At 61.7% G+C, this 22,091-nt stretch carries 25 protein-coding genes and 1 tRNA gene; 13 read left to right on the top strand and 13 right to left on the bottom strand.

Annotated features, from left to right (window positions below; genetic code table 11):
- Together AM2010_RS05050 and AM2010_RS05045 are read left to right on the top strand one after the other, a co-directional pair.
- A complete protein-coding gene (locus AM2010_RS05050) occupies nt 1–372 on the top strand; it encodes a tRNA-binding protein (RefSeq protein WP_047806153.1) in 372 nt (123 codons plus the stop codon).
- Nucleotides 372–824 carry a DUF488 domain-containing protein gene (locus AM2010_RS05045; protein WP_047806152.1) on the top strand — a complete coding sequence of 151 codons (453 nt, stop codon included), beginning with the start codon at nt 372–374 and terminating at the stop codon, nt 822–824. The genes AM2010_RS05050 and AM2010_RS05045 overlap by 1 nt, the downstream gene beginning before the upstream one ends.
- Here AM2010_RS05045 and aroB read toward each other — a convergent pair.
- A complete protein-coding gene (aroB, locus tag AM2010_RS05040) occupies nt 810–1,919 on the bottom strand; it encodes a 3-dehydroquinate synthase (protein WP_047806151.1) in 1,110 nt (369 codons plus the stop codon). The two genes, AM2010_RS05045 and aroB, sit on opposite strands and share 15 nt — an antisense overlap.
- Nucleotides 1,910–2,479 carry a shikimate kinase gene (locus AM2010_RS05035; protein ID WP_047806150.1) on the bottom strand — a complete coding sequence of 190 codons (570 nt, stop codon included), beginning with the start codon at nt 2,477–2,479 and terminating at the stop codon, nt 1,910–1,912. The genes aroB and AM2010_RS05035 overlap by 10 nt, the downstream gene beginning before the upstream one ends.
- Nucleotides 2,480–2,555: 76 nt before the next feature.
- Here AM2010_RS05035 and AM2010_RS14455 point away from each other — a divergent pair, with 76 nt between their 5' ends.
- From AM2010_RS14455 to AM2010_RS05015, 5 genes are all read left to right on the top strand, one after another.
- Nucleotides 2,556–2,690: a hypothetical protein gene (locus AM2010_RS14455; RefSeq protein WP_269084044.1), complete on the top strand. Its 135-nt coding sequence runs from the start codon at nt 2,556–2,558 to the stop codon at nt 2,688–2,690.
- Nucleotides 2,687–4,531, top strand: coding sequence for a hypothetical protein (locus AM2010_RS05030; RefSeq protein ID WP_047806149.1), 1,845 nt, complete (start codon nt 2,687–2,689; stop codon nt 4,529–4,531). The genes AM2010_RS14455 and AM2010_RS05030 overlap by 4 nt, the downstream gene beginning before the upstream one ends.
- Nucleotides 4,531–5,412: a tyrosine recombinase gene (locus AM2010_RS05025; protein WP_047806148.1), complete on the top strand. Its 882-nt coding sequence runs from the start codon at nt 4,531–4,533 to the stop codon at nt 5,410–5,412. Before AM2010_RS05030 ends, AM2010_RS05025 begins: the two co-directional genes overlap by 1 nt.
- 10 nt (nt 5,413–5,422) lie before the next feature.
- Nucleotides 5,423–6,370 (top strand): acetyl-CoA carboxylase carboxyltransferase subunit alpha, encoded by a 948-nt coding sequence (locus AM2010_RS05020; RefSeq protein WP_047806147.1) that lies wholly within the window; start codon nt 5,423–5,425, stop codon nt 6,368–6,370.
- A 97-nt stretch (nt 6,371–6,467) separates the two neighbouring features.
- Nucleotides 6,468–7,943, top strand: coding sequence for a M48 family metalloprotease (locus AM2010_RS05015; RefSeq protein WP_047806146.1), 1,476 nt, complete (start codon nt 6,468–6,470; stop codon nt 7,941–7,943).
- Nucleotides 7,944–8,026: 83 nt separating this feature from the next.
- Here AM2010_RS05015 and AM2010_RS05010 read toward each other — a convergent pair whose 3' ends face one another.
- Nucleotides 8,027–8,206: a Flp family type IVb pilin gene (locus tag AM2010_RS05010; protein WP_047806145.1), complete on the bottom strand. Its 180-nt coding sequence runs from the start codon at nt 8,204–8,206 to the stop codon at nt 8,027–8,029.
- Nucleotides 8,207–8,327: 121 nt separating this feature from the next.
- A complete protein-coding gene (locus tag AM2010_RS05005) occupies nt 8,328–8,510 on the bottom strand; it encodes a Flp family type IVb pilin (RefSeq protein ID WP_047806144.1) in 183 nt (60 codons plus the stop codon).
- Between the two features lie 87 nt (nt 8,511–8,597).
- Here AM2010_RS05005 and AM2010_RS05000 point away from each other — a divergent pair, with 87 nt between their 5' ends.
- Both AM2010_RS05000 and AM2010_RS04995 read left to right on the top strand, forming a co-directional pair.
- Nucleotides 8,598–9,023: a (deoxy)nucleoside triphosphate pyrophosphohydrolase gene (locus AM2010_RS05000; protein ID WP_047806143.1), complete on the top strand. Its 426-nt coding sequence runs from the start codon at nt 8,598–8,600 to the stop codon at nt 9,021–9,023.
- A gap of 46 nt (nt 9,024–9,069) precedes the next feature.
- Nucleotides 9,070–9,146, top strand: a tRNA-Arg gene (locus AM2010_RS04995).
- Nucleotides 9,147–9,182: 36 nt separating this feature from the next.
- Here the strand turns inward: AM2010_RS04995 and AM2010_RS04990 are convergent.
- The 3 genes from AM2010_RS04990 to hppD are packed head-to-tail and all read right to left on the bottom strand — an operon-like array spanning nt 9,183 to nt 11,784.
- Nucleotides 9,183–10,049, bottom strand: a complete 867-nt coding sequence (locus tag AM2010_RS04990; protein ID WP_047806142.1) for a mechanosensitive ion channel family protein — start codon at nt 10,047–10,049, stop codon at nt 9,183–9,185.
- A gap of 53 nt (nt 10,050–10,102) precedes the next feature.
- Nucleotides 10,103–10,669, bottom strand: coding sequence for a VOC family protein (locus AM2010_RS04985; RefSeq protein WP_047806141.1), 567 nt, complete (start codon nt 10,667–10,669; stop codon nt 10,103–10,105).
- Nucleotides 10,666–11,784 (bottom strand): 4-hydroxyphenylpyruvate dioxygenase, encoded by a 1,119-nt coding sequence (hppD, locus tag AM2010_RS04980; protein ID WP_047806140.1) that lies wholly within the window; start codon nt 11,782–11,784, stop codon nt 10,666–10,668. The genes AM2010_RS04985 and hppD overlap by 4 nt, the downstream gene beginning before the upstream one ends.
- Nucleotides 11,785–11,960: 176 nt before the next feature.
- Between hppD and AM2010_RS04975 the strand changes: the two genes are divergently transcribed.
- From AM2010_RS04975 to AM2010_RS04965, 3 genes are all read left to right on the top strand, one after another.
- On the top strand, nt 11,961–12,284 hold the full coding sequence (locus AM2010_RS04975) for an FtsB family cell division protein (protein WP_047806139.1): 324 nt from the start codon (nt 11,961–11,963) through the stop codon (nt 12,282–12,284).
- Between the two features lie 171 nt (nt 12,285–12,455).
- Nucleotides 12,456–13,544, top strand: a complete 1,089-nt coding sequence (pdhA, locus tag AM2010_RS04970) for a pyruvate dehydrogenase (acetyl-transferring) E1 component subunit alpha (RefSeq protein WP_047806138.1) — start codon at nt 12,456–12,458, stop codon at nt 13,542–13,544.
- 3 nt (nt 13,545–13,547) lie between these two features.
- Nucleotides 13,548–14,927, top strand: coding sequence for a pyruvate dehydrogenase complex E1 component subunit beta (locus tag AM2010_RS04965; protein ID WP_047806137.1), 1,380 nt, complete (start codon nt 13,548–13,550; stop codon nt 14,925–14,927).
- A 36-nt stretch (nt 14,928–14,963) separates the two neighbouring features.
- On the opposite strand, the gene AM2010_RS04960 is transcribed toward AM2010_RS04965, so the two are convergent.
- From AM2010_RS04960 to AM2010_RS04935, 6 genes are all read right to left on the bottom strand, one after another.
- A complete protein-coding gene (locus AM2010_RS04960; RefSeq protein WP_150115235.1) occupies nt 14,964–15,644 on the bottom strand; it encodes a TadE/TadG family type IV pilus assembly protein in 681 nt (226 codons plus the stop codon).
- Nucleotides 15,635–16,219, bottom strand: a complete 585-nt coding sequence (locus AM2010_RS04955) for a TadE/TadG family type IV pilus assembly protein (RefSeq protein WP_047806135.1) — start codon at nt 16,217–16,219, stop codon at nt 15,635–15,637. The genes AM2010_RS04960 and AM2010_RS04955 overlap by 10 nt, the downstream gene beginning before the upstream one ends.
- Nucleotides 16,219–18,117, bottom strand: coding sequence for a VWA domain-containing protein (locus AM2010_RS04950; protein ID WP_047806134.1), 1,899 nt, complete (start codon nt 18,115–18,117; stop codon nt 16,219–16,221). The genes AM2010_RS04955 and AM2010_RS04950 overlap by 1 nt, the downstream gene beginning before the upstream one ends.
- 72 nt (nt 18,118–18,189) lie before the next feature.
- A complete protein-coding gene (locus tag AM2010_RS04945) occupies nt 18,190–18,852 on the bottom strand; it encodes a TadE/TadG family type IV pilus assembly protein (protein ID WP_053043933.1) in 663 nt (220 codons plus the stop codon).
- Entirely contained in the window at nt 18,843–19,445 is a 603-nt protein-coding gene (locus AM2010_RS04940; protein ID WP_047806133.1) for a TadE/TadG family type IV pilus assembly protein, read from the bottom strand. The genes AM2010_RS04945 and AM2010_RS04940 overlap by 10 nt, the downstream gene beginning before the upstream one ends.
- Nucleotides 19,442–21,298: a TadE/TadG family type IV pilus assembly protein gene (locus tag AM2010_RS04935; protein WP_047806132.1), complete on the bottom strand. Its 1,857-nt coding sequence runs from the start codon at nt 21,296–21,298 to the stop codon at nt 19,442–19,444. Before AM2010_RS04935 ends, AM2010_RS04940 begins: the two co-directional genes overlap by 4 nt.
- A 123-nt stretch (nt 21,299–21,421) precedes the next feature.
- Between AM2010_RS04935 and AM2010_RS04930 the strand changes: the two genes are divergently transcribed.
- Entirely contained in the window at nt 21,422–22,078 is a 657-nt protein-coding gene (locus tag AM2010_RS04930) for a squalene/phytoene synthase family protein (RefSeq protein ID WP_047806131.1), read from the top strand.
- Nucleotides 22,079–22,091: the final 13 nt, after the last annotated feature.

Here is a 22,091-nt window from a genome sequence, read left to right as displayed (position 1 = left end):
ATGCATCTAAGCCATGCGCCCGATGCTCCGGCAGCGGAGCAGACCGATTTCGCCACCTTCCTGAAGGCCGATATTCGCGTCGGCACGATCGTATCGGTCGAACCCTTTCCCGAGGCTCGCAAACCGAGTTACCGGCTGCGGATCGATTTGGGGCCGGCGATTGGAGAGAAGAAAAGCTCCGCCCAGATTGTCGCGAACTACGCGCCCGAGGATCTGCAGGGCCGCCAGGTCGCGGCCGTGGTCAACTTCCCGCCCCGGCAGATCGGGCCGATGATGTCCGAAGTGCTGACACTGGGATTTGCCGACGAGAACGGCGAGGTCGTGCTGTTCAAGCCGGACAAGCCGGTGCCAAACGGTTCGCGCCTGTTCTGATGGCCGGCAGCGTCTGGACGATCGGCTACGAGCAGGTCACCCAGGCCGCGCTGGTCGAATGTCTTGGGCAGGCATCGGTGGAGATCCTTGCGGACGTCCGCTATCTGCCGCTCTCGCGTCGGCCGGGATTCTCGAAGAACAGCCTGCGCGCAGCGGTGGAGGAAGCGGGGATCGGATACTGTCATTTCCGCCACCTCGGCACCCCGAGCGAAGGACGGGCTGCTGCACGCCGGGGCGATCTCGCTACGCTGGAACGGATCTATTCCGGGCAACTCGAACTGCCTGAAGCTCTCGCCCAGATGGCCGAGTTGCGCGCGCTGGCCGAAACCAGCAAGGCGGCGCTGCTGTGTTACGAGCGGCGAGCGGCGGAATGCCATCGCAACCTGTTGGTAACCGCGCTGTTCGACGATTTCGAACAGATCGATCTTGAGCCCGAACTAGTGCGCCCGTAGCTGTTCGTCGAGGAAGGCGGCCACGTCGGCCAGGTCCACATCCCGGGCGACGAACGCTGTCCCGATACCCCGCAGCAGGATGAACGGCAAAGTGCCCGCGTCCATCTTCTTGTCGTGCAGCATGTGATCGGCAAGGCGCTGTCCGTCGCAATCGAGCGCCAGAGCTGCGATCTCGCCAGGCAGTCCGGCTGTTTCGACGGATCGAGCCACCTGCGCCGCCTCCGCATCGGGCATCAGACCGATACGGGCGGAGTAGCGCGCGGCGAGAACCATACCGAGAGCAACCGCCTCGCCGTGCAGCAGACGATCGGAGAAGCCGGTTTCGGCTTCCAGAGCATGGCCGAACGTGTGCCCCAGGTTCAGCAGCGCGCGCCGGTCCGCCGTTTCGCGTTCGTCCTCCGCAACGATGCGCGCCTTGGCTTCGACGCTGGTCGCGACCGCCCGTTCGAGAGCATCGCTTTCGCGCGCGAGAACCGCAGTGCCGTTGGCCGCAAGCCAGTCGAAGAAAGCCCGATCGCCGAGAACGCCGTATTTGAGGATTTCGGCATAACCGGCGCGCATTTGCCGATCGGGCAGGGTGCCTAGCGCCGAAAGGTCAGCCAGCACCAGGGAAGGCTGGTGAAAGGCACCGATCAGGTTCTTCCCTGTGCGCGTATTGATCGCTGTCTTGCCGCCGACCGAGCTGTCCACCTGGGCCAGCAATGATGTCGGCAGCTGGATGAAATTGCAGCCGCGTTTCAGGACTGCGGCGGCAAATCCCACCAGATCGCCGATCACGCCCCCGCCCAGGGCGATAACGTGATCGCCGCGTTCGACCTGACCGGCCAGAAGCCAGTCGGTAACCTTCTCAAGGCCGGACCAGTCCTTGGTCGATTCACCGGGGTCGAGGATCAGCCAGCGCGTCGCGATCGCCGCCCGATCGAAAGACGCCTCCACCGTCTCGCGCCAGTTTTCCGCGACGTTCGCGTCGGTGACGATGGATACGCTGTTCTTGCGCAAAAGGGGGATGCAATGCTGCGCGGCCTCGGCCAGCAGGTTTGCCGAAATGCGAACCTGATAGGATCGTCCACCCAGTTCAACAGGCACTACAGCCATCGGTCGATTGCTCCGATAATTGCCATCGCCGTGTCGATATGAGGGCCGTCCTCGCCGGTGATGCGGATGGGGGCCTGGGCATAGAACGGTTCGCGTTCTCGGCGCAGGCGGGATAGGATTTCGTGCGGATCGCCGTCGCGCAGCAGAGGGCGCACATCGCGCCGTGCGGTCCGTTCGACAAGGGTATCGACATCGCAGTCGATCCAGACGGAAACGGCCTGATCGAGCAGGAGCGTCCGCGTCTCGTCCTGGATGAAGGCACCACCGCCGGTTGCGATCACGCCGTGCCTTTCTTCGATCAGCCGTGCGATCACGCGCCGCTCCCCGTCGCGGAAATAGCTTTCGCCGAACTGTTCGAAAATGTCCGAAACGCTCATCTGGGCGGCGGTCTCGATCGCAGTGTCGGCATCGACGAAATCCTTGCCCAGCAAGGCCGCAAGCTTTCGTCCGACGGTCGACTTGCCGACACCCATCAGACCGACCAGCGCAATCGGGCGATCGATCCGGCTTGCAATCCGGGCGATCTCCGCATCGCTGAGTTTTTCGGCCGCGTGGGTCATTGCCGCTTCGCCTATAGATGGGCTAGATGCCGCGCAACCGTGCAGAATGTTGCGAGAAAGGTCTTCTGGGTTGGCAATGACGGGTAGGCGTGCCGTGGGGGCGTTGGTGGTGCTGGTCGCCGCATTGTTGGTCTATGCCTGGATCGATGGTGGGGAGGAGCCTTTGCGCCCCATTGCCGAGCCGGTTCCGCTGCCCGAGACTGTTCGATGAAGACGCTGCTTGTTACCGGGGTTGCCGCGCTGGCGCTCACTTCCACCCTCGTGCTGGCGCAGGGGGCGCCCGAATCGCTGCTGCCGCCCGGATTCGACGATCCGCCCCCGGCTCAGCCGACACCCACACCCACACCCCAAGCGACCACGCCAGCCCGGCCGGCGGAAGGCTCCACGTCGCCTGCCGAAGGCACGAGCAGGCCGGTCGTCCAGCCTTTGCCGGAAAGCAATTCGCAGCCGCAGCCGACGATCGATCTGCCTGACGATCTGCCATCGCTCGAAGCGCTGGAGGCAATGAACACCGACGAGCTTGACCAGTTGCTGGGGCTCAAACCACGTTTCGACATTCCGCCTGCGGCCAGGCGGTCGCTTTCCGAAGTGGGAATTATCGGCCCCGGCGAAGGGGGCTTTCCCACGACTTCGCTGGAAAGCCAGCCCGCTTCTCTCGTTCAGGCGATTCTCGCCGGGATGCGCGGGCCGTTGGTTTCGCGCTGGGGCCATATCCTGGTGCGCCGCACACTGGCGAGCAGGCTGACGGCACCGGTTGAAATGGACCCGGTTGATTTTGCGGCATGGCGCGCCGCATCGCTCAACGCGATGGGCGAATACACCGCGGCGCGCGGTATCGTGCAGGATGTCGATACCAACAACTGGCATAAATCGCTGACCGATGCCGCGCTGGAAGCCTTTGTGGCGACAGGTGACATCGTCGGCGCCTGCCCGGCGGTCCAGCTTCAGGGAAGCGACCGCGAAGATGGGCAGTGGCGGCTTTGGCAATCGATCTGCGCCGCCTATGCCGGGCAGGGAGTTCGCGCGACGTCCGAATTGCGCCGCGCCCTCTCGCGCGAGGTAGCCCCGCCGATCGACGTTCTTCTGGCCCAGCGCTTCGCCGGTGCGGCAGGCGCAGGCCGACATGCCGTCAACCTGGAATGGGACGAGGTCGACGAGATCACCCCGTGGCGGTATGCCCTGGCAAACGCGGTTGGCGCCGAGATACCTGAAGGATTGCTCGCCGATCCTGCGCCCTATTATCAGCGAGCGGCCGCCATCTCCCCGATGTTGTCCCCGATCGACCGGTTGCCGGGCGCCCACCGGGCGGCAGGCGAGGGGATCCTGTCCGCCTCCGCCATTGTCGGCATTTACGGCGAAGTGCTGAACAGCGGGGCCGAAGGCGAGGGCAGCGATACGGCCACTCGCCTTCGTACTGCCTATACCGGCAGCACGCCGGCCGACCGTCTTGCTGCCATGCGGGACATCTGGGGCGCCGGCGCGATGGATTACAGCCGGCTCGTGCTGACTGCCTATGCGGCAGCGCGAATGCCGCCGAGCGATCAGTTTCGCGACGATGCGCCGCGCCTGATCGCTTCCATGCTGTCGGCGGGACTCGATCGCGATGCGATGGAATGGTCGCAAGTCGTGGAACCCGGCGACCTCGGCTGGGCCTTGCTCTCGCTGGCGCGACCGGACGATGCTGAGGCTGTCGCAGGCGGACAGATCGATACGTTCATGGATGGAGACGAGAGCGACGGCCAGCGCAAGTCGCAGTTCCTCGTCGCCGCGCTGGCGGGGCTCGGCCGGATCGACGATTCCACTGCGCAATCCTATAGCCAGCAGCTCGATATGGAGTTGTCGCGAGACAGCAAGTGGACGCGCACGATCGAACGCGCGGCTGCCGTCGATAACGCCGTTCTGGTTTCGCTGCTTGCAGGGCTGGGTATGCAGGGCGACGCCTGGGACAAGATGACGGCCCGCCATCTCTATCACATCGTTTCCGCCTTGAATCGCGTCGGCCTGTCGGCTGAAGCACGGATGATCGCGGCGGAGGCGGTGGCACGCGCGTGATGGCGGATCCGGTGGAGGATTTCCTCACCATGCTCGCTGCCGAACGCGGGGCGGCAAAGAACACGCTGACGGCCTATCGCAGGGATCTGGAAGGCGCGAACGAGATCGTCGGACCGCTCGAACGCGCCGCGCGGACGGATCTCGCCCGGTTGGGGCGGGCTTGGGACACGCTTGCACCCTCGACCGTCGCCCGCAAGTCGTCGGCCCTGCGGCAGTTTTACGGCTTTCTGGTGGACGAAGGCTTGCGCGACGACGATCCTTCGCCGGGCCTGCCGCAACCGGTCACCCGGCGCCCGTTGCCCAGGATCCTGACGCACGACGAGATTGCCGCCCTGTTCGCCAGGGCGGAGGAGGATGCCTGCAGCGACGTGCCGGCGGCCGTTCGTATGCTGGCCCTGCTCGAATTGCTCTACGGTTCGGGTCTGCGCGCGACCGAACTGGTTTCGTTGCCGCTTGCCGCAGTGCCGCGCGACGCGCCGTTCCTGACGGTAACGGGGAAAGGCGGGCAGGCGCGCATGGTGCCGATCAGCGGCCGTGCACGATCGGCGCTTTCCCGCTGGCTCGTGCTGCGGCCGGACGGGGGGCGATACATATTCCCGTCCCGCGGCGACAAACATCTGACTCGGGTCCGGCTGTTCCAACTGTTGAAAGCGCTGGCCACGAGGGCCGGCCTCGACCCCGCAAAGGTCAGCCCGCACGTTCTTCGCCACGCTTTCGGCACCCATTTGCTGGAAGGCGGTGCCGATCTGCGCGTGCTGCAATCGTTGCTCGGCCATGCCGATATCGCCACGACGCAGATATATACGCACGTCGACAGCGCCCGGCTTGTGGCTCTGGTAAACGAACGCCATCCCCTTGCCGTTCGCGACGGCCCGGACTAGGCGCTGAGCGATGATTTCTTACCTCGAATTCGAAAAGCCCGTGGCGCAGCTCGACGCGCGCGTCGCCGAACTTCGTAGCGCTGCCGAAGGGGACGATGTCGATATTTCGACGGAGCTCGCGCGGCTCGAACGCAAGAGCGCGGACCTTCTGGCAAGCACTTATGCATCGCTGACGCCGTGGCAGAAGACGCAGGTTGCAAGGCATCCGGCGCGGCCGCACTTCCGCGATCTGGTCCGCCATGCGTTCGACGAATTCATACCCCTCGGCGGTGATCGCTACTACGGCGAGGATGAGGCGATCCTTGGCGGCTTTGCGAGGCTGCGGGGGCGCCGGGTTATGCTGATCGGCCACGAGAAGGGGCACGACACGGAAAGCCGGCTGCGACACAATTTCGGCATGGGTAAGCCAGAAGGCTATCGCAAGGCCATTCGACTGATGGAGATGGCAGGCCGTTTCGGATTGCCGGTCGTGACGCTGGTTGACACCTCCGGCGCGTTTCCTGGCGTGGAGGCGGAAGAACGGGGCCAGGCCGAAGCGATTGCCCGTTCGACCGAAGCCTGTCTTGCGCTTCCCGTGCCGATGGTCGCGACGATTGTGGGCGAGGGCGGTTCCGGCGGAGCGGTCGCGCTGGCGAGCGCCGAGCGGGTCCTGATGTTGGAACACGCCATCTATTCGGTGATATCGCCTGAAGGCTGCGCCTCGATCCTGTGGCGCACGGCGGACAAAGCCCCCGATGCTGCAGAGGCAATGAAAGTGACCGCGCAGCATCTGGAGGGACTGGGGGTAATCGATCGCATCGTCCCCGAGCCGGTGGGCGGGGCGCACCGCAATCCGCAGGCCGCCGCGCAGGCACTCGCGGATGCAATCGACGATGAACTGGAGGCACTCGACCGTCTCGGACCTGACGAATTGCGCCGGGTCAGGGAAGAACGGTTTCTTCAGTTGGGAACGATCTGACTCTTTCGGGAACCAAAGCCCTCGGTTAAAGATTGGTTTTCAAGGATTAATCGTAGCGGCAGGGATAACGCCGCGCACTCGGAGGAGACTTGGCACCATGCCCCGCATGAACAGGATCGCTCTTGGTTCCACGGCAGCGCTGTCGTTGGCACTCACATCGTGCATGGGCGCCGGGGCCAACATTCCCAGTGCATCGACACCCATTACACAAAGCGAGGCGCAGACCGGCGCCGAAGCGCATCCGCAATTCCTTGCCGAATTCGGCGGCGCGATGAGCGGCCCTCACGCACAGTATGTGCAGCAGATCGGCAAGAATATCGCGGTGCAATCGGGGCTCGGCAATGCCCAGTCGGACTTTACGGTCACCTTGCTCAACAGCTCGGTCAACAATGCCTTCGCCATCCCGGGTGGGTATGTCTACACGACACGCCAGCTCGTCACGCTGATGAACAACGAGGCGGAACTGGCGGGTGTGCTGGGGCACGAGGTAGGCCATGTCGCAGCGCGCCATTCACAGCGCCGCCAGGCAAAGGCGCAGCAAAATTCGCTGCTGGGCGCCGCGGGTGCCATTATCTCGGGAATCATCCTGGGCGATAGCGGCATCGGGCAGCAGATTTCGCGCGGATTTCTGCAAGGCTCGCAATTGCTGACACTGCGATTCTCGCGCAGTCAGGAACTGCAGGCCGATGAACTGGGCATCCAGTATCTCACCCGCGCCGGTTACGACCCCCACGCCATGGCCACCGTGCTGCAAAGCCTCGCTGCGCAGAACGCACTGGATGCTTCGCTGCAAGGGCGGGGGAACGCGACCGTGCCCGAATGGGCTTCTACCCACCCCGACCCCGCAAGCCGGGTGCAGGGCGCGCTACAGCGCGCCGCGGGGACGACCGGCGTTACCAATCGCGATACGTTTCTGACCCGCATCGACGGAATGGTTTACGGAGACGATCCGGAGCAGGGCGTTATCGAAGGGCGTCAGTTCATCCATCCGCAGTTGCGCCTATCGTTCACCGCGCCGCAGGGCTTTTATATGGTCAACGGTACGCGCGCGGTTTCGATCAATGGCCAGAGCGGGCAGGCGCAACTAACGACGGCCCCCTATGACGGCAATCTCGGCAATTACGTGCGCAATGTCTTCCGCTCGCTTGGCGGAAATCAGCAGACCCTCGCGCCCGCGGCGCTGCAGCAGACGACGGTCAACGGACTTCCGGCCGCCTACGGTACGGCCCGCGTCAACAGCGGCAGCGGCCAGGTCGACGTGGTCGTGTTTGCTTACGAGTTCTCGAATGGGCAGGCGTACCACTTCGCCACGCTCAGCCAGGCCGGCCGTTCGGGGGCCTTTACCCCGATGTTCAATTCCATGCGGCGAATCAGCCAGGCGGAGGCCAGTCGCGTTGTTCCGCGGCGGATTGATGTGGTGACGGTACGCAGCGGCGATACGGTTTCGTCGCTGGCAAACCGTATGGCCTACGATACCGCGAAGGAACAGCGGTTCCGCGTTCTGAACGGACTTGGTTCCCGCGACGCATTGCGCGCTGGGCAAAAGGTCAAGCTCGTGGTGCGGGGCGGCTGAACAGCGTTTCGGAAACGAAAAGGGCGACGGGATTTCTCCCGCCGCCCTCAGCGTCCGGCTTCTTTCAGCCGGCATCGATGCTATTAATCGACGGCAGCGCGATTTTCGAGCTTACCGCTTACGTCCGAGAACGTACCGGACAGCTCAGTGCCCAGGGTCGACATGGCGGTGATGGCAGCAACGGCGATCAGGGCGGCGATGAGGCCGTATTCGATGGCAGTGGCGCCCTGCTCGTCACGGAGCAGCTTGTTGATGAACTTCATTTTTAGTCTCCTGGTTCAGTCTTCGATACCCGAACTCTTTCCAGCAACCCGGAACGAGCATTGTCGGAAATAGCTGCGGAGAATTGACAAATACTAAAGAGCACGAGGCCCCCGATTTTCCTCAGCCTCTTTCCTTCGTGACCTCCGTCGATACGGCGCTCCACATGGCAATGCTTTTATCGGCAACTTCCGTAAACGCGCCGATGCACGCGATAACGATTAACGTCACGATCAGGCCGTATTCGACTGCGGTTGCACCGCGAGTGTCGCGTCCAATGCGCCTCAGAAATTTCTTCGACTGCACTGGATGCCCCCGATACGGTCCCTGAGCACGGTTTCTGCGCCCAACCCCTTAAGAATTGGTTTTCAAGAACGTTCGAAATGGAAAAAATTGCCGACATGGATTGCCGTCGCAGCACTTGCCCTGCGGCGTAACGATGGCCGGTGGCTGATGCACCGGCGTCCGCTCAACAAGCATCACGGCGACCTGTGGGAGTTTCCTGGTGGGAAAGTGGAAGCAGGGGAAATGCCTGATTTTGCTTTAGAAAGGGAAATTCGGGAGGAGATCGGCATCGCGATTGATCGGGCTCATCTCGATCCGTCCCATTTCGCCCAAACTGCGCCTGCAGACGGCCGGCCCGGGATTGTCATTCTGCTTTACACTGCCAGCCGCTGGGAAGGGACCCCGCAGTCATTGGAAGGGGGCGAAGTTGGATGGTGGACGCCGGACGAGATTGGCGCTCTCAACAAGCCGCCTCTGGACGTTACGCTCTGCGAATCGCTGTTTTCACAACGATTTGAAGATCCGCCGCGATAGGGGATTGCAAAGGTCGAATGCCCCCCCTATGTGGCGCCCTCCAAGCGCGCCCGTAGCTCAGCTGGATAGAGCACCAGACTACGAATCTGGGGGCCGGAGGTTCGAATCCTTCCGGGCGCGCCATTTCCCTACTTCAATATTTTCGCCTTGCTGGCGCTGCTAAGCGGCCTGGTCCCTGGCCTCGATCGGTACGGGCTCCCCGAACGTGTGCGTGACGTGGGGATAGGGAATTTCGACACCGGCATCGTCGAGCGCCTTCTTGATCGCGAAGACCATCTGGTTGTGGACCTGGAACAGGCTGTCGCTTCGGGTGTCCACCCACCAGCGCACGAGGAAGTCTATCGAGCTTGCGCCGAATTCTCGCGCGTAAACCTCCACGCCCCTGTCCGCGACAATCCCTGGGGCTGAGGAAGCTCCCTGTTCGATCGCGCGGCGGGCGGTGGCAAGATCGCTGTCGTAGGATACGCCCACCATCAGATCGAACCGTCGATGTGGCTGATCGCTGACGACTTTGACCGCATTCTTGAAAATCATGGAATTGGGCAGAATGGTCAGCTCGCCCGAGAACTGACGGATGTGCGTTTCGCGCAGCGTGATCTTTTCGACGGTACCATCGACCCCTTCGGCCTCGACCGAATCGCCGATATGCATCTTGTCGCGAAGCATGATGAGGACGCCGGCGAGGAAATTCTCGAAGATATCCTGAAAGGCAAAGCCGATCGCGACAGCGCCGATCCCCAGTCCGGCAACCATGCCGCCGAACGTGAAGCCGGGGATCAGGATTGTCAGGGTCAGTAGCGTCCCGATGATCCAGATGCCCAGCTTCGCGAGCGTTCGGAACAGTTCCTGCAGATCATTGCGCACGTGCGTTCGCCGGGCGATCCGCGTGGCGGCTCCTGCCACTCCGCGTGCGACGATTGCGGTTATCGCCAGAACGATAACCGCGATTGCCAGATTGGGCAGCAATGCCACCGCTCCTGCGGCCAATTCCTGCAATTCGTGCTCTAGAACCTGTACGTAATCCAATGGTGTTCCCTCTGTTACACGTAGGGGGAACGGCACGGCGTGCAGGAATGTTCCTAGTTCTTCGAAGCGTGTTCCTGACGGGCGATTTCATGCAGCCAATCTGCGTGACGCGGCGCTTTCTTCGTCCGGCTCCATTCTTCCAGCATCGGCACGGCCACGCGCTTCAGTTCGGCATATTGATCGTCCGTCCCGATATCTGCCGCCAGTTCGACGCGGTGACCGTTCGGATCGAAGAAATAGATCGATTTGAAAATGCCGTGATGGGTCGGACCCAAGACGTCGATACCCAGGCTCTCGATATGGGTCTTGGCGGCGAGCAATTCGTCCTCGCTCCCGACTTTGAACGCAAGATGCTGAACCCAGGCCGGGGTGTTCTCGTCCCGCCCCATGTCCTTCTGCGTCGGCAGTTCGAAGAACGCGAGCACGTTGCCGTTTCCTGCATCGAGGAAGATATGCATGTAGGGATCGTAATCGCCTGTGGAGGGCACGTGGTCTTCCGAGAACGCGCTGACATATTCCATGCCCAGCACGCGTTCGTACCACTCGACGGTCTCTTTCGCGTCTTTGCAGCGATAGGCGGCGTGATGAACGCCGCCCAGCCTGACGGGGTGCTCGCTCATTCCGCCGGCTCCGTTTCCGCGGCAGCATCGTCGACCTTCAAGGCGCCGCGCTTGATCTGGTCGCGTTCCATGCTTTCGAACAGCGCTTTGAAGTTGCCTTCGCCGAACCCTTCGTCACCCTTGCGCTGGATGAATTCGAAGAACACCGGACCAACCTGCGCCTCGGCAAAGATCTGCAGCAGCAGGCGCGGCTGACCGCCTTCGGTCGTACCGTCGAGAAGGATACCACGTGCGCGCAGCTCGCCTGCATCTTCGCCGTGACCGGGCAGGCGCTCGTCCAGCATCTCGTAATATGTCGCCGGCGGCGCAGTCATGAACGGCACGCCCAGCTTTTTGAGATTGTCCCAACAGCCGATCAGATCGTCGCAGATCAGTGCAATGTGCTGAATGCCTTCGCCGTTGAATTCGCGCAGATACTCCTCGATCTGCCCTTTGCCGCTGTCACCCTCTTCGTTGAGAGGAATGCGGATCTTGCCGTCCGGCGCCGTCAGCGCTTTCGACGTCAGGCCGGTATATTCGCCCTTGATGTCGAAATAGCGGATTTCCTGAAAGTTGAAGAGCGATTCGTAGTAATCCGCCCAGTACTTCATCCGGCCGCCATAAACGTTGTGGGTCAGGTGATCGATCAGCTTGAAGCCTGCGCCTGCAGGGTGCTTTTCGACCCCCGGCAGATATTCGAAATCGATGTCGTAGATCGACAGGCCTTCGCCATCCTCGCCCTCGTAACGGTCGACCAGATAGAGAATTGCGCCGCCAATTCCGCGGATTGCGGGGATGCAAAGTTCCATCGGGCCGGTTTCGACGTGAACGGGTTCTGCACCCTGGTCCATCAGGTGATCCCATGCCTTCGCGGCGTCGCGGACGCGAAAGGCCATGCCGCACGCGGAAGGGCCGTGCTCGCGCGCAAAATACCATGCTGCGCTGCGGGGTTCATAGTTGGTCACCAGATTGATCCCACCCTGACGCCAGAGATGGACGTCCTTGCTGCGATGGCTGGCAACGTGCGTGAATCCCATCGCCTGAAATACCGGTTCGAGTTGCCCCTTTTCGGGCGCGCAGAATTCCACGAACTCGAAGCCGTCGAGGCCGGCGGGGTTTTCGAACAGGTCTGGCATCTAGAATCTCCTTGCTTATTGGTTTCATATGTAACCAGTTCAACCGAAGGATGCAAGCGAAGCGCATCAGGAGGGGGCGGGGCGGCCAGCTACCGAGGCGCGATGCCAGACGCATTTTTCAATTGTTTGCGGACAAACGCCTTGAATCGGCTGGGGAACTATGATTCTGTCCTCGCATGACGCGTGAAGGACACAAAATCACTCTCCCCAAGGAGAAGGTGACGCAGGGCCTGGCCCTGGCTGTCCTGCTTCTGCTCATGGCCCTCGCGATCGCAGGGCCGAGCGGGCTGCTGGCCTGGGGCGAAAATGCGCACCTGTTGCAGCAGCGACAGGCCCGCATCACGGCATTGATGGAAGAGCGTGATGCGTTGCGAAACCGCGTGGACTTGCTCGACCCTGCCCATGCCGATCCCGATCTGGTGGGCGAGCAGTTGCGGCAGAACTTCAACGTCGTTCATCCGGACGAAGTCGTCCTGATCCTAGACGAGCAGGAAAAATAGTCTCGCCGTTACGGCACGGGGCGGTCAGCCCTTTGTGTGGGCGAGCCCGTAATTCGTATTCACTGCGATCGGGGGCCGTTGCGCGGTCGAGGGGCTTGCGCCTATAGGCGAGCCATGCCGCGTGGCGCGGCGCACCTCCCCAGGTGATCGCGACAACCGAGGATGAGAGATTTGGCCAGAACCGCCAAGACCCGCAAGACGTCCACCACCAACAAGGGCAAAGGCCCGGCGGACGACACCGATTTTGCGCTGCACAGCCTTCAGGAATCGTTCGAAAGCGCGAAGAGCTATGGCGCTTCCGAAGAGGAACTGCTGGAATTCTATCGCCAGATGCTGCTGATCCGGCGCTTTGAAGAGAAGGCGGGTCAACTCTACGGTCTCGGCCTGATCGGCGGCTTTTGCCATCTCTATATCGGGCAGGAAGCCGTCGCCATCGGCTTGCAGAGCGCGCTCGACAACGATCGCGACAGCGTCATCACCGGATACCGCGATCACGGCCACATGCTTGCCTATGGTATCGATCCGAAGATCATCATGGCCGAGCTTACCGGTCGCCAGGCCGGGATATCCAAGGGCAAGGGCGGCTCGATGCACATGTTCAGCACCGAGCATAAGTTCTACGGCGGGCACGGCATCGTCGGTGCGCAGGTGGCGCTCGGTGGCGGACTGGCGCTGGCGCATCAGTACAACAAGGATGGCGGCCTTTGCCTCGCCTATTTCGGCGACGGTGCGGCCAACCAGGGCCAGGTCTACGAAACGTTCAACATGGCCAGCCTGTGGAAGCTGCCGATCGTTTTCGTGATCGAAAACAACCAGTACGCAATGGGGACCAGCACCGCGCGCTCCAGCGCGGAAACGGAATTTCACCGCAGGGGTACGGCGTTCCGAATTCCGGGAATGGATGTGAACGGCATGGATGTTCTGGAAGTCCGCGCCGCGGCAGAAGTTGCCTTCGCTCATGTCCGCGAAGGCAAGGGGCCCGTGCTGATGGAACTCAACACCTACCGCTATCGCGGGCATTCGATGTCCGATCCTGCCAAGTACCGCACGCGCGAGGAAGTGCAGGATATTCGCGAACACAAGGACCCGATCGAGGGCCTGAAAAAGGTGCTGATGGATCAGGGCAAGAGCGAGGACGATTTGAAGGCGATCGACAAGGGCATTCGCAAGATCGTGGCCGAAGCGGCAGACTTTGCGGAAAATTCACCCGAGCCAGAGGCGAACGAACTCTACACCGATGTTCTGGTGGAGGGGTACTGAGCCATGGCAATCGAACTGAAGATGCCCGCGCTTTCGCCGACGATGGAAGAAGGCACGCTGGCCAAATGGCTGGTGAAGGAAGGTGACGAGGTCAGCTCTGGCGATATTCTCGCCGAGATCGAAACCGACAAGGCGACGATGGAATTCGAGGCCGTGGACGAAGGCACGGTCGGGAAGATCGTGGTCCCCGAAGGCACCGAGAACGTGAAGGTCGGCACTGTCATCGCCATTCTGGCCGGGGAGGACGAGGACGCCGACGATATCGAAGCTCCATCCAGTCCCGAATCTTCGGACGAAACGGCGCAGGCAGAAGAGAAGAGCGATAGCGGCGAGGAAAGCCCGGCACCGGCGAAGCCGAAGACGGAACCGCGCGCCGACCCGGAAATCCCGGATGGCACCAACATGGCCAGCGTGACCGTGCGCGAGGCGCTGCGCGACGCGATGGCGGAAGAGATGCGCCGTGACGAACGGGTGTTCGTCATGGGCGAAGAAGTCGCCGAATATCAGGGCGCCTACAAGGTGACCCAGGGCCTGCTGGAAGAGTTCGGGCCCAGGCGCGTGATCGACACACCGATTACCGAATACGGCTTCGCAGGGATCGGAACGGGCGCTGCGATGGGCGGCCTGCGTCCGATCGTCGAATTCATGACGTTCAACTTCGCGATGCAGGCGATCGATCATATCGTGAATTCCGCCGCGAAGACGAATTACATGTCGGGCGGCCAGATGCGTTGCCCGGTCGTGTTTCGCGGGCCCAACGGCGCGGCGAGCCGGGTGGGCGCGCAGCACAGCCAGAACTACGGGCCGTGGTACGCCAGTGTACCCGGACTGATCGTGATCGCACCTTACGACAGTTCCGACGCGAAGGGCCTGTTGAAGGCCGCGATTCGCAGTGAAGATCCTGTCGTCTTCCTCGAAAACGAGCTGGTTTACGGCAAGACCTTCGAACTGCCCGAGCTTGACGAACATGTCCTGCCGATCGGCAAGGCGCGGATAATGCGCGAAGGTTCTGACGTCACGATCGTCAGCTATTCGATCGGCGTCGGCTTCGCACTTGAGGCGGCCGAAACGCTGGCGGAAGACGGCATTGACGCCGAAGTCATCGATCTGCGCACTTTGCGCCCGCTCGACCGGCAGACCATTCTCGAAAGTCTTGCAAAGACCAACCGTCTCGTCATCGCGGAAGAAGGTTGGCCCACCTGCTCGATCGCGTCTGAAGTGATTGCAATTTGCATGGAGGACGGTTTCGATCACCTCGATGCACCGGTGCTTCGCGTTTGCAACGAGGATGTTCCGCTGCCTTATGCGGCCAACCTCGAAAAGATGGCACTGATCGACGCTGCAAGGATCGTCGAAGCGGCAAGGAAGGTCTGTTACGTCTGACCGGACGGGGCAGCGTCTGCCCCGTCCAGACGGCAATCACACCCCGTTGTATACGTTGCAATCTGCAGCCGTATCGGGGTTGGCGGGATCGCGCTGGTAGATCTGCGACAGGTCGCGGTTGTCGCGCACGTTGAAGGCGGCCGTGGCGTGCAGTTTGTCTGCATGGGTGAAGGCCGTGGATATCAGCGGCTGATATTCGTAGACCACTTCCACGAACATTACCGCCTCGCCCTTGAACGCCAGGATTTCTTCCCCGGGCGGCCCCATACCGTCGATTCCGCTGGCCATCCCGTCACCGGCGTTGCCGTAGCTGGAGGCATGGACCAGTTCGCCCTGGCAGCGTTGCCAGTGGATATACTGCTGATCCTCCGTGTCGGGAACGACCTCCAGGCTGGAAAGGATCACTCGCCCGTGAGTGTAGAGGTCGAAGTTCCGTCCGGCCTGGACGTGAGCGCCATAAAGAACATCGTTGATATCGCGTTCGTAAAGTTTGGATTCGCCCAGCAGCGAGTTCTCACCGACGCGCGAGGCGTTGTCGGCGATCAGCACTGCCACCTGGCTCAACCGCATCTGCATGACCGCCCGGTGGGCGGATTCGACGCCCCACAGCCCGGCCATCATCAGCAACGGCGCGGCCAGTGCGAATTCGGTTACCGCAGCGCCCACGCGCGAGCGCGACAGACGCGACAGAAAGGCCCGCGGGCGCATCACAGGCATTGGCCCACTGTCGCGACCGTGCTCTGTTCCGAATACGGCTGATTGCGAAGCACCGTGGTGGCGTTCGTCGTAAAGGTGGCAGGCACTCCGATGAGAGAGGTGACCCCGAAAGCGCGCTGGTAGCTGACCGTAACCACATAGAGGACCGCATCGCGCGCTCCACCGAATCCGTCGGCGCCGCGATCCCTGTCCCAGACGCCGTTGTCATTGGCGTCTTCGAACGGCTCCCCATCGTTGCACGTGCCGTTGCCGTCGATATCGCTGAACTCCTCTGCACGCCCCACATCGGTAAAACTGGAATAGGACTTGCGGGAGAAATCGACGTCGGCCGAAGGCACGATCTGACGAACGGCCCGCTCCACTCGCGCATCGATCGTCGTCGAACGCCCGGCGGCACCTTCGATAGTAGAATCCCGCGCCGCCTTTTGTACGGCGCCCTGGAGCTGCGATTGGATATAGTAGTTATATCCCATGTCGAAGATGCCGAGGATGAGCAGCAGCAGAACGGGCGACACCAGCGCAAATTCGACCAGCGCGGCACCGCTGCTGTCGCGAATGATGGATCGCGCGCGCATCAGCGGCTGACCCGGAGATCGCTGAGGCTTTCCGCGATCGCGGCGAAGGAGGCATTCAGTTCGGCAGCGTCGGCCGCTTCGAAATAGTGCCCTTCTCCCGCACATTCGCGCATCACGTCGGTCAGCGTCGTGCCGAACCCGATGATCCACACCTTCACGTTCTTCTTGCGCACTTCATCGCATGCAAAGGCAAACCGCTTCTCGACGGTTTCGGCAAGGGAAAGTGAGGACTTCTCGGACCATCGGCGCTGATCGAGCGGCTCGAAACCATAGCTGGAATAGCTGAGGTCGAGCGGCGCGGTCTCGCCGTCGGTCAGGAAGATGAGATGCCGGCTGACCGTCGAATTGGCCGTGTCGGCGTTATCGGCTGCAAACAACCCGGTCGGCGAAATCAGCCGTCCGCCCCAGATCATTCCGATATCGTGGTAAGTGCTGCCATTGGCATGGAGCGAGCCGAGATATGTCTCCAGGCTATCCGGCGTCATTTCCGACAGCTTGCGTGCCGGGGCAGGGCAGGCAGCGGTGTCGAGGCCGACAGGTGACACGAATTCCTTGGACGTGATTTTCTGATCGGTATCGAATTTCCCCTTGCCGTTCCATTCCAGCGCCCGGCCGAAGACATAGTGCGGGATCATGGGGCGCCATTGCGTGGCCGGATTGGACGGCGAAGGTACACGATCGAGATCGAGATCGAGCGCTCTGGAAAGATCGACAGAATCGTAATCGAGAATCTCGTACGTTTCGCGTTCTTCGATGCAGCCGTTGCCGATGTTTCGCCAGTCGGAAACATCGTATTCGATCTGATCGTACCGCCACTGCTTCTCGCTCAGAAGGGCAGGTTCCTCGATCTTCTTGTAGGTGTCGACGTAGTCGTTGTAGGTATGCTCTCGCACAATGCAGGTCGTGTCGTTGAGCGCGGTCGAGTATCCTGTCCCCGTGCGGGTGCGGACATAAGTCCATTCCTTCCGCACTCCGGGCACGGGCAGAAGGACCACTTTTTCCTGATAGTCGGTTTCGTCGAGCTCGGTTTTGACCTTGCTGCCCGGTTGGCTCGGACAGTGGTAGCCGTCGCCTTCGCTGAAGCTTGCCGCATAGGAATCCACTTCCCTGACGGTGATCGAACCCGACTTGTGCGTCACCGAGGTGGTATAGGTTCGCGTGATCGGGCTGCTCAGATCGGCAACTTCTTCGCGCGATTGGTAGGGCCAGGTATCAACCACCCAGTCGTCAAGCAGCAGATGGCCGACGTTCACATTGGTGGAGTAGGGGACGAAACCGTATCGGATGCGGGAGCCGGCCTGCGCAGCCGCCTCCAGTTGTCCATGAAATGCAGAGATCGTCTGCTTCATCGTATCGATACGAGAAAGCGAATCCCCCGGATTAATCTGCGCCATCGACCCGGTGACGTCGAGTACCATCATGACATCGGTGTTGGAGAAGTTCAGCTGCGCTTCGCACTCAACGTGCACCGGCACTTTTGTGAAGCCGAACACCTGCATGATCGTGGTCGGCACATCGACGGTGGCGACGCCCGATACCGCGAAATCCTCTTCCAGCGTCATCACGAAACTTCGGTCTTCGGTGCCGTAGGATCCCGACCGGAAATTGATGTTGAAGAAGCGCTGGCCCATTTCCGCCACGTCATCGGAAAATTCGCCCGTGAAGGCGACTTGCGACCCCAGCCGTTTGCGCGCTGCGAGCACGCCGGCATCGCAAGCCTGCTGCAACCGGCTCTGCGCAAGGTAGGATCGACCCATATCGATCCCGCCGCCGACCATTGCCAGCGTCGGCGCAATCGCAGCAGCGATGATCGCCAGCGCATTGCCCGACGCATCCCGGGCCAGGCGGGTTAGCCAGTGCGCGCCTTCACCGGCGCTCGAGATGGAACGGTTTAGCACCGGTCATCCGTACCTTTCTGGCGTAAGCGCATCGTGAACTTGCGTGGTTAATTCGGTAACGTTCTGTAACGATCAGCAGCCGCTGACCGGCGCAGTCGGCGAGGGGTTGAAGATGCCCGACAGGTCGCGATCGTCGCGAACATACATCGCAGCGGTTTTGTAGACCGTCTGATCGGGGATCAGATCGCCGAAGACCACCGGCTGATAGTCGTAGTAGACTTCGGCATACATGATCGCGAAATTTTCTTCGGCCTGAACCTGCCGCGTTCCGCGGCCCATCCCGTCGAAATCGTCGCCTGTGGCGCCGGTCCCCTGTGGCCCGTATTTCGATGGATAGGTCTTGTCGCCGCCGCAGCGCTGCCAGTGGATCCACTGCCCGCCATCGGAATTGACCTCCAAGCTCGACAGGACAACGCGCCCATTTTCCTGCAGGTCGAGATTGCCCCCCTGGAGGTATGCGGCCCTGATCGCTTCGTTGGCATCGAGCTCGCGAAAGCGGGGATTGCCGCCCACGATCTCCTGCTTGGCGCGCGAGGCATTATCGGCGAGCGATATCGCGATCTGGTTCACGCGCAGATGAGTGGTGGTGTAGTTGACCAGCTCCAGCCCGCCAAAGCCGAGAGTGATCATGATCGGCAGGGAATAGGCGAACTCGATCAACGCGACACCCTCACGCGCACGTGCGAGCGTGCGCAGGCGCCGACAAGTCGCAGCCAGGCGGGCGATCACGGGCATATGCGCACCGATCGACGGGTTGCCTGCTGGCCGAAGGGCTGGTTGCGCATGACGGTGGTTGCCTGGGCCTGCCCCCTGTGCGGCAGCCCCACCATCCGCCAGAACGGCAACAGCCGATCGTAAGTCACGGTGACTTCGTACATCACGACGTCGTCGGCCCCGCCAAGCCCTTCCGCACCTACATCGGGATCCCAGACCCCGTTGTTGTTTCGGTCGGAGAAACATTCGTTGTCGTCATAGGCACCGCTGCCGTTGGTATCGTCGAAATCTTCAGGCGTCCCCACGTCGCTGAATGTCTCATAGTTGGTCCGCCGGATGGCCAGGTCGTCATCGTCGAGAAACGGCATGACCGCCTCGACCCGTTCGCGCACGTCGGTATCGATCGCGTCCTGGCCGACGCGCCCGGTCTCGAGGCCGGAATCTCGCCCTGCTTCCTGCACCGCGCCCTGTAGAACGGATTGCATGTACAAGCCGTGTCCCAGGTCGAGGATGCCGAAGATGAATATCAGCAGGACCGGCGCGACGATGGCGAATTCGATGATGGTCACGCCCTCGCGAGCGTCCCTCAGCCGGGTCAGGACGGGTGCGGTCACTGGCCCAGCCTCAGATCCGCGACCTGGGACGCGATATAGCGGAACGTGGCGCGGAGTTCGGTAACGTCATCGGAAAAATAGGCGCGGTGCCCTGTGGCGCAGGCTTTCATCTCGTCGGTCAGCGACGATCCGAAGCCGATCACCCAGACGGTGTAGCCTTCATCCTTGATCGCGTTGCACGCGGCGACAAAGCGCGCATCGTGATAGTCGGCGAGGTCGTCACCGCCGGTATAACGGGGGGCAACCCGGTTGTCGTATTTCTCCAGTCCATAGGCGGAATAGGCGGTCCTGTTGGGCTCCATCTTCCCGTCGGTCATGAAGATGATGTGGCGGCTTACGGAACGATCGGGCTCGTCGTTAACCGTGGTCGCAAAGATGCCGTTCGGGCTTGCAAGCCGGCCGCCCCAGATCATCCCGATATCGTGATAGGTGTTCCCGTCGGCGTTCAGGCTGTCGAGGTAATCCTCGAGCCATTCAGGCACCTCGTTCGGCGTCAGATCGACTTCCTGAAACAGGCGCATCGAAGCCGGGCATCGACTGGACAGGTGCGATTCAGTGTCGCGCCAGTCGACCCAATCGTAATAATTGTCTCTGTAGAAGACGGCGGGTGCGAAGTAGGGTTTCCAGCGTGTGTCGTCGCTGTCGGGCGCCGAATTGATGTCCAGGTCGTAAGCATCGGACGGGACAGGGTCCATATCTTCATCGACAACGGTCGCGCGCTCCTCGATACACCCTTCCCAGGTATAGGATGTCTTGCTCAGGCCACTGGTGCCTTCCATGACGGCGAGAGAACGCACGTCGTGGAAGCCGCGAGTTGGGACGTAGGCATCCGAGGAAACCCGGGTGACGAGTTGGACCGGTCCGAATGTTTTCAGTGCAGAGACGTCGAGATCGGTCTGGATATACCGCCACAGGTTCGCGCTTTCATAAACTGTGCGGTAGGATTCCACCGTGACCGTTGTCTTCAATCGTCTGCAGGGCTTGCGCCCACTACCGTAGGCGGAATACGTGACAGTAACCGTGCGCCCCGGCGGTGCGCCATATTGTTCGGGATTTCGTCCCGAATAGGGGTAATCGTTATCCTGATAATCCCGGCAGTTTCGGTTCGAGAGATTCCCGTATGTCTCCGTCTCCTCATGCGTACTGGTTTCATCCGGAATGTACTTCGGGTCGTCGAAATAGGCGCGACGCGATTGGTACGGCGCGCTGTCGGCAATGTAGTCCAGCGGCATATCGCCGTTAACCAACAGCCGCTTGGCGTTTACCGTCATGCTGTAAGGGACGAAGCCGTAGCGGACCCGAACCTCATCGTCCGTAACGGACGAGGCGATGGTCTTGTGGAAATCCTCCACCGCGTCGCGCAAACCTTCTATCTTCGACCCGCTCATCGACCCGGTCGTGTCGAGCACGAACATGATATCCGAATTGGTGATCTGCAGTTCGGCCATGCAATTAACTGAAAAAGATAGCTCGGTCTTGCCGAAGATCTTCATCAGCACGGTTGGAATGCGCGCAGTCGCAGTTCCCGTGACATCCCCATCGTCGCCATCATCGGTAGTGAACAGAACTTGATCGGCATCGACGATTTCGGAATCGAAATTTGCGTTGAACAGGCTTGCGGCTTTGGCGCGCTCACCGTCCCCATACTCGCCGGTTTTGGCCATTGCCCGGCGCCCGGCGAGGACGCCGGCATCGCAGGCGTTTTGCAGCTGCGTCTTGGTCAGATAGCCGCGGCTGGCATCGACCCCGCCGCCAACAATGGCGATCAGGGGGATGAGCGAGGCAGCGAATATCGCAAGGGTGTTCCCCCCCCGATCACGCCCCAGCGCGGTAAGCGATTTACCATTGCTCATAACTTTAGCCAGAATCCACAGCTTCTGACTCAGCGCAGTACCGGCGCTGCATTAAAAAACTCCAAATGGCGCCTTTACCATCCTTGGCGCAGCGTTGACCGCCCTGCTATCGGCTTGCCGGTAATGATCGACGAATTGCTTCCGCTGCCGCAACGCCTGGCATCGCATTATGCTCGAGGAGCCGCGCGCGGCGCCACGCTGGCGCTGCTGGCGTTCGACGTGCGCCTGTCGGAACTGGTGGCGAAGGCGAGCGAGCCACTTCTCGCACAATTGCGGCTTGCATGGTGGCGCGACGAGTTGGGGAAGCCAGAAGCCGACCGGGCACGCGGTGATCCGGTGCTCGACGCGATCGGAAAGACATGGGCGGGTGAGGCGGCGGCGCTGACCGCTCTGGTCGACGGATGGGAACAGCTGATCGGCGAGCCGCCGCTGTCCGGCGATGAGCTGGAGCAGTTTTTCGACAGTCGCGCCGCTGCCTTCGCTGCGCTTGCCCGGCTGATGGGGCAGGGTCACGCCGCGCCAACGGCGCGCACCGCGGGGAAAATTTGGGCGATTGCAGATTTCCTGGCCCATTCAACCGATGCGGAAGAACGCGCGACTGCCATGCGCCTGAGCGCTCCGCTGACGGATCGCGCAAGGGCGAAACTGCCGCGTGAATTGCGAGCGGTGGCCGTGTTGCGGGGGCTCGGCCTGCGCGCGATCCTTCGGGGCGATGGCGCACTCGTATCGGGTCGGCGGGACGTGCTTGCCGCCGTGCGGCTTGGTATGCTGGGCCGCTAGGGCAACATTCTAT

Origin of the sequence: Pelagerythrobacter marensis (assembly GCF_001028625.1) — a bacterium.
GTDB lineage: Bacteria > Pseudomonadota > Alphaproteobacteria > Sphingomonadales > Sphingomonadaceae > Pelagerythrobacter > Pelagerythrobacter marensis.
Note: the sequence above shows the minus strand (reverse complement) of the source record. Positions and strands in the feature narration are given on the sequence as shown.